11 protein-coding genes are annotated in these 9,725 nt (G+C 56.6%); 6 read left to right on the top strand and 5 right to left on the bottom strand.

Annotated features, from left to right (window positions below):
- The first annotated feature begins 60 nt into the window (after positions 1-60).
- The 3 genes from BDD14_RS25925 to BDD14_RS32060 all read left to right on the top strand — a co-directional run bounded on the left by BDD14_RS25925 (position 61) and on the right by BDD14_RS32060 (position 1,271).
- The gene (locus BDD14_RS25925; protein ID WP_130422520.1) at positions 61-726 is read left to right on the top strand and encodes a nitroreductase; all 666 of its coding nucleotides are present in this window, start codon (positions 61-63) and stop codon (positions 724-726) included.
- A gap of 184 nt (positions 727-910) precedes the next feature.
- On the top strand, positions 911-1,084 hold the full coding sequence (locus tag BDD14_RS25915) for an alpha/beta fold hydrolase (RefSeq protein ID WP_423201773.1): 174 nt from the start codon (positions 911-913) through the stop codon (positions 1,082-1,084).
- Between the two features lie 28 nt (positions 1,085-1,112).
- Positions 1,113-1,271 carry a hypothetical protein gene (locus BDD14_RS32060; protein WP_165420255.1) on the top strand — a complete coding sequence of 53 codons (159 nt, stop codon included), beginning with the start codon at positions 1,113-1,115 and terminating at the stop codon, positions 1,269-1,271.
- 443 nt (positions 1,272-1,714) lie between these two features.
- Here the strand turns inward: BDD14_RS32060 and BDD14_RS25910 are convergent, their stop codons facing one another.
- The 5 genes from BDD14_RS25910 to BDD14_RS25890 form a co-directional block, all read right to left on the bottom strand.
- Positions 1,715-2,884: an IS91 family transposase gene (locus BDD14_RS25910; protein ID WP_207231837.1), complete on the bottom strand. Its 1,170-nt coding sequence runs from the start codon at positions 2,882-2,884 to the stop codon at positions 1,715-1,717.
- Positions 2,881-3,759 carry a tyrosine-type recombinase/integrase gene (locus BDD14_RS25905; RefSeq protein WP_130422518.1) on the bottom strand — a complete coding sequence of 293 codons (879 nt, stop codon included), beginning with the start codon at positions 3,757-3,759 and terminating at the stop codon, positions 2,881-2,883. The genes BDD14_RS25910 and BDD14_RS25905 overlap by 4 nt, the downstream gene beginning before the upstream one ends.
- 27 nt (positions 3,760-3,786) lie before the next feature.
- Positions 3,787-4,536, bottom strand: a complete 750-nt coding sequence (locus BDD14_RS25900; RefSeq protein WP_242618208.1) for an ABC transporter ATP-binding protein — start codon at positions 4,534-4,536, stop codon at positions 3,787-3,789.
- 479 nt (positions 4,537-5,015) lie between these two features.
- Entirely contained in the window at positions 5,016-6,365 is a 1,350-nt protein-coding gene (locus tag BDD14_RS25895; RefSeq protein WP_130422516.1) for a transposase, read from the bottom strand.
- 303 nt (positions 6,366-6,668) lie between these two features.
- The gene (locus BDD14_RS25890) at positions 6,669-7,583 is read right to left on the bottom strand and encodes a LysR substrate-binding domain-containing protein (protein ID WP_130417381.1); all 915 of its coding nucleotides are present in this window, start codon (positions 7,581-7,583) and stop codon (positions 6,669-6,671) included.
- 77 nt (positions 7,584-7,660) lie between these two features.
- On the opposite strand from BDD14_RS25890, the gene BDD14_RS25885 reads away from it, so the two are divergent.
- Genes BDD14_RS25885 through BDD14_RS25875 form a run of 3 tightly spaced genes read left to right on the top strand, consistent with a single transcriptional unit; the run spans position 7,661 to position 9,249 of the window.
- Positions 7,661-8,113: a PaaI family thioesterase gene (locus BDD14_RS25885; protein WP_130422514.1), complete on the top strand. Its 453-nt coding sequence runs from the start codon at positions 7,661-7,663 to the stop codon at positions 8,111-8,113.
- Positions 8,113-9,069, top strand: a complete 957-nt coding sequence (locus tag BDD14_RS25880; protein ID WP_130422511.1) for a D-2-hydroxyacid dehydrogenase — start codon at positions 8,113-8,115, stop codon at positions 9,067-9,069. Before BDD14_RS25885 ends, BDD14_RS25880 begins: the two co-directional genes overlap by 1 nt.
- A gap of 12 nt (positions 9,070-9,081) precedes the next feature.
- Positions 9,082-9,249: a PhzF family phenazine biosynthesis protein gene (locus BDD14_RS25875; protein ID WP_207231836.1), complete on the top strand. Its 168-nt coding sequence runs from the start codon at positions 9,082-9,084 to the stop codon at positions 9,247-9,249.
- The last annotated feature ends 476 nt before the right edge of the window (positions 9,250-9,725 follow it).

Raw genomic sequence — 9,725 nt, 5'->3', positions numbered from 1 at the left:
TAGCGGGTGGTTGTACTAGATGACCGCACGGTTGAACGAAACGGATGCTCAGGAGGGATCATGGACGTATATGAGGCAGTCAAAAGCCGACGGGCGGTGCGCGGATTCACCGACGAGCCTGTGTCGAGGGTGGTGTTGGAGCGCGTGCTGTCCGCCGCGGCTTGGTCGCCGTCCGGATCGAACATCCAGCCGTGGAATAGCTATGTGCTGACCGGCGCGCGGCTGGCCGAGCTCAAGACGCACGCCGTTGAGCGCGTTTCCCACGGCGACCCCTGGGACGAGCGGCAGTACCAGCTGTACCCGCCCGTGCTGAAGTCGCCGTACGGAGAGCGCCGATCCGCCTTCGGCAGGGAGCGCTACAGCGCACTCGGCATTGCGCGCGAAGACTTGGAAGCCCGCCAGAGGGCGGCCATCGGCAACTGGAAGTGTTTCGGCGCTCCCGCCGCCCTGTTCTGTTACATCGAGCCCGACATGGGCCTGCCCCAATGGGCCGACATAGGCATGTATCTGCAGACCGTTATGCTGCTGCTCCGCGCCGAAGGGCTGCACAGTTGCCCACAGATGGCGTGGTCGCAGGTTCGGGAAACAGTCGCTGAATTCCTGTCACCCCCGGACGGGCTCATCCTCTTCTGCGGCATGTCGATTGGGTACGAGGACCCCACGGTGAGCTACGTCCGTACCGGCCGCGCCCCGCTCGACGAGACTGTCACGTTCGTCGACGGTTAATTGCTCGCTTCCCGGTATGAAGGCCAGGATGATGTTCACGTTATTGGGCCGAACGCACGCCAAACCAAACTGGCAAAATTCGCCGTATTCCTCGTAAACGACAAAGGCGCCCAGGTGCTGGTGCCCACTACTGAAACATGAAACCGTGAGCAGTTCTACTTGCCCCAACTACGGAGAAATTCGTATGAGCACGATTACGGTAAAGGATGGCATGACCATCTACTACAAAGACTGGGGCAAAGGCCCGGTCGTAACGTTTTCACACGGATGGCCGCTGAGTTCCGATGCATGGGACAGCCAAATGATGTTCCTCGCGCAATTTGCCCCACCCGCTGCGTATGGATCCGACACGAATTAGCTTCCGGCAGCTATGGATTTTCTGCGGTGTGAACGACGCGCTCCTTCCCAAGAACCAGCAACTCATCGCCGATCTGAAAGACAAGGGCTTTTCACTCACTGCGGTCAAGGCGCCCGGAACACATGACTGGACCGCCTGGCACTACAGCCTGATTCACTTCTTGCCGCTGATCTTTCAGAAGGACTGATACAGAATATCTGTCGCCACTTCCGCTGAGTCAGTCGAATAGCACATACGGAGTAATGCACTCATTAAGCTCTCTATCTCTTTGGCAAGTGGCCGATAAACGTCAGTACTCTATCGGAGCTGCTCCGCGGGATCAGGTGTGCGCGGTGGATGGAGATAAAGCGGAGCAGGTCGGATAGAGCGGTTTGAAGGAAGGCGTTGGTGCGATCGGGGAAGGATGTTGGCTATGGGGTTTTCATCCTCTGAGCTGGGCCGGCGCAGCAAGAGCAGGCGTGCAGAGTGAGGGAGATCGTCTATGCGGCCATTCGTGAGGGATGCCGAAGATGATGCGGAACACAGCGTCGGACAGACGGAAAGGACTGTTTTCGGGCCTGAGGCACACGTGCAGTGAGTGTGCTGTGCAGCACGCGATGAGCGCCGCTTGGAACAGGCTGCTAGGAAGAGTCAAGCAGGTATGCCTCCTTTCGTTGAGCGAAGAAGAGTTGTGCCACCGAGAGCCGTTGGACGAGATGCATGCGTCCATGGCACCGCGGACATTTCCATAGCGTGATGGGTTGCGGCGGAAGAAGTCTCGGCTGGAGGAGCCTGATTGAGCAGAGTGCGGCAGAGTGGCAGCATGTGGGCTCGCCGGCGGTTGGCGAGAAGGCCGAAATAGCGGATGCGGGGAAAGCCTCGCGGCAGCACATGTTGTACGAAACGGCGCAGGAACTCTTCGGAAGCAAGTGTCATGGTGCGTTGCTTGCTGCTGTGGGCATAGTCCTTCCATCGGAAGCGGACCGCAGCAGCTGAGACCGAGAGCAGGCGATGGTTAGAGATGGCGACGCGATGCGTGTAGCGCGCCAGATAATGTAGTACGTGCTCGGGGCCGCCGAAGGGCGGCTTGGCATAGACGACCCAGTCTTGGCGATAAAGAGTGCGCAGGAAGAGGGCGAAGCGCTTCTCCTCATGGAGCGGCATGCACTCGCCGAAGAAGCGCAACTGATCGCTAGCAAAGAGACGCCGCAGTCCGGCGACGAACTTACCGCGGAAGACACGTCTAAGCACCTTGACGGGTAGCAGGAAGTTGGAACGGGAAGCGATCCAGCGCGCGTGATCCGGTGCAAGTCCTCCGCCGGGCACCACGCAGTGGATGTGCGGATGTGGAGTGAGCGTCTGTCCCCAGGTGTGCAGAATGGATAAGAGGCCAAGCTGTGCGCCGAGATGCCTGGGATCGGCAGCAACCTCGAGTAGCGAGGCAGCACTGGTTTCGAACAGCAAGGAAAACAACTGCCGCTTGTTCTGCCACATCAATGGCACAAGCGTATGCGGCACGCTGAAGACCAGGTGGTAATAGCCGACAGACAACAGCTCCAGCTGGCGCTTCCGAAGCCACTGATCGCGGGCACCGGTCTGGCACTTGGGGCAGTGCCGGTTGCGGCAGGAGTTATACGAGATGGCCTGATGTCCGCAATCGGCGCACGCATCGCGATGACCGCCGAGCGCAGCGGTACGGCAGCGCACGATCGCATCAAGCACCTTGCGTTGCGGCCAGGTCAGCGAAGCGTTGTACCGTTGCCGGAAGCTGTCACCAGCGATGCGAATTATGTCGGCCACCTCGAAGGGCGGCCGGCTCATCGCTTCCTGTCCTGCTGTCCTGCACGAAACGTGATCTGCTCCAGCGGGTTGACGGCCGCATGGAGGTGACGCCGTGAGAGCTGGAGGTAGACGGTTGTATCCTCGAGCCGCTCGTGGCCCATCAGCAGCTGAATCGTGCGCAGGTCGGCACCGGCTTCGAGCAGGTGCGTCGCAAAGCTGTGCCGTAATGTATGCGGGTGGATATTCTTCGTGAGTCCGGCGCGCGTGGCCGCTGTGCGGCATGCGTGCCAGACGGTCTTGTCAGAGATGGGCTGGTTGGTGCCGCGCTGACCAGCAGTGCTGGGAAAGAGATAGCCACACGGCTTCTTCCACCGCCACCAGCTGCGCAGCTCTTCGAGCAGCTTCGGCGAGAGCGGTACATCCCGGTCCCGCGCGCCCTTGCCCTGGCGGATGTGGATCACCATGCGTTGGCTGTCGATGTCTTCGACCCTGATCTGTGCCGCTTCGGTCCTGCGTACTCCGGTGGCGTAGAGCAGCACAAGGATCATGCGGTACAAGCGGTTGGGCGCGGCATCGATCAGCCGCACGACTTCATCCTGGCTGAGGACGGTCGGCAGCTTATGCGGCACCTTCGGAAAGATGAGATCGTCGAAGGCCAGATCACGCCGCTTCAGCGTGCGCTTGTAGAGGAACCGCAGCGCCGAGACGCGGACCTCGACCGTGCCAGGCTCGAGCTTCTTCTCCTGCAGCAGGTATCGCTGATAGCGTCGCAGGTGCTCAGGGCCCAGTTGCTCAGGCGAGCAATGGAAGTGTTCGGCAAACTGTCGCACCGCACCAAGGTAGCCGCGGATCGTAGAAGGTGAGTAGTTGCGCCGCTGAAGCTCGTGCAGCATGCGCTGGCGAAGTGGGGTCATAGGAACCTCCTCCTATGACCACTCACCCTAGCCCTGCAGGACTCCCTTCGCCACGGCGGTGGTGTTGTCTGTGGCGAGAACGACAGTTCGCTCAGGGCAGTGTCGGTCGATGAGCCTCTCCGGCTTGTCGATGTCGATAATCCGCCCGTGCTCGATGATCGCTACCCGGTCGCACAACCGCTCGGCCTCCTCCATCAGATGAGTGGTCAAAAAAACGGTTTTACCGCGATCGCGTATGTCGCGCACCAGATCCCAGATCGCTCTCCGTGATTGCGGATCCAGCCCGGTAGTCAACTCATCGAGAAACACCACCTCCGGATCGTTGATCAGCGCAAGGGCAATGAATAGACGCTGTTTCTGGCCTCCGGAGAGGTTCATAAACCAGGCGTTCCGCTTATCGGTGAGGCCGAGCTGTTGGAGCAAGTGTTCAGCATCAATCGCTTTCTTTCGGTAAAGCGAAGCCCAAAGATCTACTGCCTCCCAGACTTTGATTCGCTTCTGCAACTGCGCCTGCTGAAGCTGAACACCGATCCGGTCCTGCACCTTGTAGACCTGGCGAAAGGGATCAAGACCCAGAACCGAGATGGTTCCACGGTCGGGCGTATGCAGACCCTCGATACACTCCAGCGTGGTGGTCTTTCCCGCCCCGTTGGGCCCGATCAACCCAAAAATCTCGCCCTCCTCTACCTCGAACGACACCTCATCGACAGCCACCGTTTGGCCGTAGGTCTTGCGGACTCCGGAAACCTGAATGACAGGACGCTTGATAGTTTGCAAAATCGTAGACCGAACCGACCCCCAAATTTATATCACTGAATTTTGCTAGGTTATGATTAGTCGGATTGCTCGGACAAGTGACCGCTTCGGGCCGGAAAACGAGGTTGGAGCTGGCGAGTAAACTGCAAGCCAGTGTGCATCGACCGGTTGAGCTCGCCCCGTTTTGCGGGATGTTCGTCTTGGGGTCACCACACCAAAAGTAAAAACTCGTACGTTTAGGTTTGTTGCGAGAACCTATCGCCTTTAGGAAGCCAATCGCAATACCTTTATGCAATGCAAAATACGGGGCTTTTCTGAAATTGGAGCATCGTTGCAATAATTTTCGATGCTGTTGAAAAACTCTCTGCTGAAGCGGTTTCAACTTTTGATCTGTGGCGTTTCTAACGAGAAGGGAAAATCCGCGGTGACTGCGTCCATTCTTGAGGGTCGTTGTCTACGGTTTAGCCTCTGTATGAGCTTGTTTTGCTGCCTGCTTCCCGTCATGTGGTCGAGAGGCAAGGCGTATCAGCAATCGCAGGCGGACGGAGTCGTACAAGGCGACGCAGATTTTGAACAGTCGCCACCAATAAAAACTCCTCAGCGGCTCCAGCCAGCCCTCGAAGTTTAAGCCGCGTGAAGCGAAAGTGTTGCTTCATGTGAGCGAACAGCATCTCTACTTTCTTTCGTAAGCGGCGCGAGTGTTGAAAGGCTTCCGTATTCTGCAGTGCCATGACTTCTTGCCGAGTGCTCTCGTCGAAGGGTACCGATAAACTACGTTGCGTGCCGCGCGTGCATTGTTGGCGAATGGGACATGATTTGCAATCGCCAACCGTCGCACGATAGATGTGGATCGGAGAGTCTGTGCGAGCCGTGCAGTGCTTGAGAATCTTGTTCTGTGGGCAGGTGTAGTGGTTGCTGTCGGGATTGAAGGTGAAGGCCTCGCGCGGCAGCAGGCCATCTGTCTGGTGCTGTCGATCCAGCACTGGAATATGTGGGATGATCTTGTGTTTCGATAGCCAGCCCAGAAATGGGCCTGTGCCGTAAGCCTTGTCAGCCGCCAGCCTTTCGGGTCTGAGATGGTGTTTTTCTTCTACACGCTCCAGCATCGCTTTGGTGGCGATAATCTCCTGCGCCAGTCGAGCCGGAGTGGCTTCGACATCAACGATGACGGCATGATCGGTATCAATCAGATAGTTATTGAAGTATCCGAATTTACCCCGTCCTTCCTTCACATTCCACGCGGCGGCGGGATCGGTCGGCGAAAGATATCGCGCTTCGCTCGGGTGAACCGGATTGCCGGCATCGAGTGCCTCCAGATACTCGCGCACTGGTCTGCTTCTAGCCTCTCCTTCTCGGATCGCGTTCACGCTCTCAACCCGCCGGGTACGTCCAGCATCGCTGCCTATCAGACTGCCGTCTACGGCGAAGCCTTCGCCGCTCACCAAGCCTGCACTACAGCACTGCCCAACAACGTCCTCGAACAGCACCCGATAAATACCACTTTCACGAAACCGCCCATAACGATTCTTAGAGAAGGTGGAATGATCCGGCACAACTCCTTCAAGTCCCAAGCGGCAAAACCAGCGATAGGCAAGATTAAGATGAACCTCGCTGCATAGCTGCCGCTCTGACCGAATGCCATAGACATAGCCAATCAACAAGATCCTCAGCATCAGTTCAGGATCAATAGAAGGTCTACCTGTAGCACTGTAATGACCAGCCAGAACCGATCTCACCCGTTCGAAGTTCAGCACCAGGTCGAGCTGCCGCAACAGGTGATCGCCGGGAATGTGATCCTCAAACCGAAATGAATAGAAAAGCTGCTCCTGCGCGCTCTGACGTCCCATCATCCCGGTGCCCTCCGCCGCTGTCACAACGGAATCACACCCACGCTCCCGCTACAAGAGTTTTCAAAGCGTTCTACTCTTCGAGTACTTAATGAAGCAACTTGCCGCAACGAGTTTTTCAACAGCATGTTTCGTTTGCGCAACGCCTACGACCGTCGCGCTTTCGAGTTGCAGGATCACATGCGTCGGTTGGTCGCGCTCGGAGCGCGGTAACGAGATTCCTCGACGCTGGAGCGTTTCGTTACCTTCTCGCATCTCAATTGCGGAGTCGTAAGATTTAACGTCAGCATGCAATCACCTTATTCCTCATAGGTGGCGCCTAGGCTCAAGTCCAAATATTTTCTGAGCGAGTGCGAGGAATGTCTTGGCGGCAGGATTCTTCAGCTCGACTCTGGTCCCTACGTCGATAGAGGTCCAGCTATCGGATTGGATGGGTCTATAGACCACTCCGGGAACATTGAGATGGGAGGTACAGGCTGGGGCTATCGAGATCCCCATTCCGACACTGACGAGACTAACGACAGTGGCCCATTGTGGGGCTTCCTGCACGATGTTGGGTCGAAAGCCATGCGCTAAACACAAGCCTAATATGCGTTCAAACTGCAGGCGGGCAATGCCAGGTGAAAAGAGCACGATTCTCTCTTCCTTGAGCATCTCAGGGCGCAGGGTTTTCTTGACCGATAGAGGGTGATCCTGTGGCAGGATGGCAACGAAAGGCTCCCGCATTAATGTTCGGATCGTGAGTCCTTCGGTGGGTTCGCCATCCCGGAGGATGCTGATATCCAGCGTGCCGTCGAGCAACTGTGTAATCTGCTCGTTTGCATGCAATTCCCGGAGTTGCAAATCAACATTTGGATATCCGCTTCTATAGCGCTCAATCACAGTTGACGCCTTGCTGAACATGACCGAGCCACTGAAGCCGACGATGAGATTGCCTTCCTCACCGCGACCGATACGCTGCGCCGTTTCAATGGTGTCCTTCAGATTGTCTCGAAGTAGTTCCGCACGCCTTTGGAAGAACTCTCCCACTGGCGTAATCGTCACCCCACGCGCATGCCGCTCGAACAATGCGTGTCCAAGGGTTCCTTCCAACTGCTTGATTTGCTGACTGAGATTCGGCTGTGCGATCCCTAGCCGGTCAGCCGCACGGCCGAAGTGCAGGGTCTCAGCTAACGCAAGGAAATTGCGGATATCCCGCAGTTCGAGCTCTCGACGCCTCATATGTACAACATATCAGAAATCCAGTAATACATATTGGACGCATATGCTCCATTCTCGTACTCTCAACTCAGGAGAAGATGATGGCGGTTTTAGGTGCGAAGGATTCCTACTGTTATGTGTGTGGTCCTGACAACAAATTCGGGCTGCGTGTTCCCTTCGAGCAGGACGGGGCGGAGGGCAGCTGCGCGCGCTATGTCGCACGCCCCGAACATGGTGGTTGGAATGGAGTACTGCACGGTGGCGTAACGTTTTCGCTGATGGATGAGGCCCTTGGATGGGCGCTCTTCTTCCAGCAGAAGCCTGCCGTCACGGCCAAGATCAGGACGAGGTTCACGAAACCAGTGCCAATCGGGGCTGCACTGCTCATTCGCGCATGGGTCATTCGAGAGCGTAGCCGCATTGTGGAAGCAAAAGCAGAGGTTCGATCCGATGATGGCGAAATGCTCTTCGCCGAGGCAGAGGCCACCATGTTCCGCATCCCCGCTGCACCTGCAATCCAAAACCATTCAGAAGAAGAGGCCATCGCATAATGAGCGAGAAGTTGAAAGTTGTCTTCTTGGACCGGTTCGCAATCCGAGCTCAACTTCGGTCGCTCCGGTTTCCACACGACTGGTTTGAATACCCGACGACGTCACCGGAACAGGTCATCGAACGGCTGCAGGGTGCAACGATTGCAATCACCAATCGGGTCCACTTCGACGCCGACATTCTCAAGCAGCTTCCCGATCTTCGACTCATCGCCATGTCCGCAACCGGCTACGAGTGTATTGATATTTCTGTCTGCAGGGATGCCGGCGTGACGGTTACGAACCTCCGGGACTGGTCGAGCATATCCGTCGCCGAACATGCGTTCGCGATGATGCTTGGCGTGAGACGACAACTGCTCGTGTATCGAGAGCTTCTGGCTCAGGGCGAGTGGCAGCGCTCGCACTTCTACGGTGTGCTGAAAGAGCCTCTTCCGAGCGACCTGTACGGTTGCAATCTTGGAATTATTGGGTATGGTGCTCTCGGAGAACGGATTGCGCACCTGGGATCTGCATTTGGAATGAACGTGATGATTGCTGACAGAAAAGGTGCAGCTCCCCGCGAGAGACGAGTCGCGTTTCGCGAAGTGGTCGAGACCTCTGACGTGCTCTGCATCACCTGCCCATTCAATGAAGAGACGAGAAATCTGATTGGGCGGGACGAGATCGCTATGATGAAGCCAACCGCTACCCTGATCAATACCGCACGAGGCGGCATCGTCGATGAACAGGCGCTTGCCGACGCTCTTCGAGAAGGACGGATCGGAGGAGCGGGAGTCGATGTACTCGCCCAGGAGCCGCCTCGGAACGGCAATCCGCTTCTGGACCTATCGCTACCGAACCTCATTGTCACTCCGCATATGGCCTTTGCCAGCCATCATGCGTTGAACGTTCTTGCAGAACAGTTGATGAGCAATATCGAATCCTTTGTGGCAGGACACCCGAAGAATGTGGTTTCGTAAATCGAGGAGAGAATGATGAAGATATCGATGTACCAGGTGGATGCGTTTACCGACCGGGTCTTCGGTGGAAACCCGGCAGCCGTGTGTCCTCTCGATGAGTGGCTCTCCGACGATGTGATGCTCTCGATCGCAGCGGAGAATAACCTGCCGGAGATCGAGCAACTTCTTCACGAGAAATAGCCTTCACCATTGCCGAATAGCAAAATTGTACTGAGAACGCTCTTGCGTTTATCACTAGTAGCCTGTCGCAGAGAGTTCGTTACCACTCACGAGCGGCCCAGTCGAATTCGTGAGACGGGGACTGGTTCATGTCTCCCAAGAATGACCTCTCTGACCTACTAACGTTTTCTTTGCGACAGGCCACTAGGCTGTCTAGATCCCTGAACACTTAGCTGAGCTTCCATTAAAGTCGGGTTTTGACCAAGTTCGCAACCGTGCAGCCGAGCCTGAATCGAAGTTGCTAAAAACCCGTTTGCAGGAATGACGCTTCGCTACTACCGGGAAGCCGACATCCATGATAAGTCTTTGTCAAGTTGGGCAAGGCTTTCCCGTAGCGCTCAGGAGAGCGCCTGGTTGTTTCACTGAGTGTTCATCACTTCGCGGTTGTGCCTCTCGGCGCGGTTCCTGCGCGTAACGCAGAACCAGACATCCATTCG

Origin of the sequence: Edaphobacter modestus (assembly GCF_004217555.1) — a bacterium.
Taxonomy (GTDB): Bacteria; Acidobacteriota; Terriglobia; order Terriglobales; family Acidobacteriaceae; genus Edaphobacter; species Edaphobacter modestus.
This window is presented reverse-complemented; position numbering and strand designations above follow the sequence as displayed.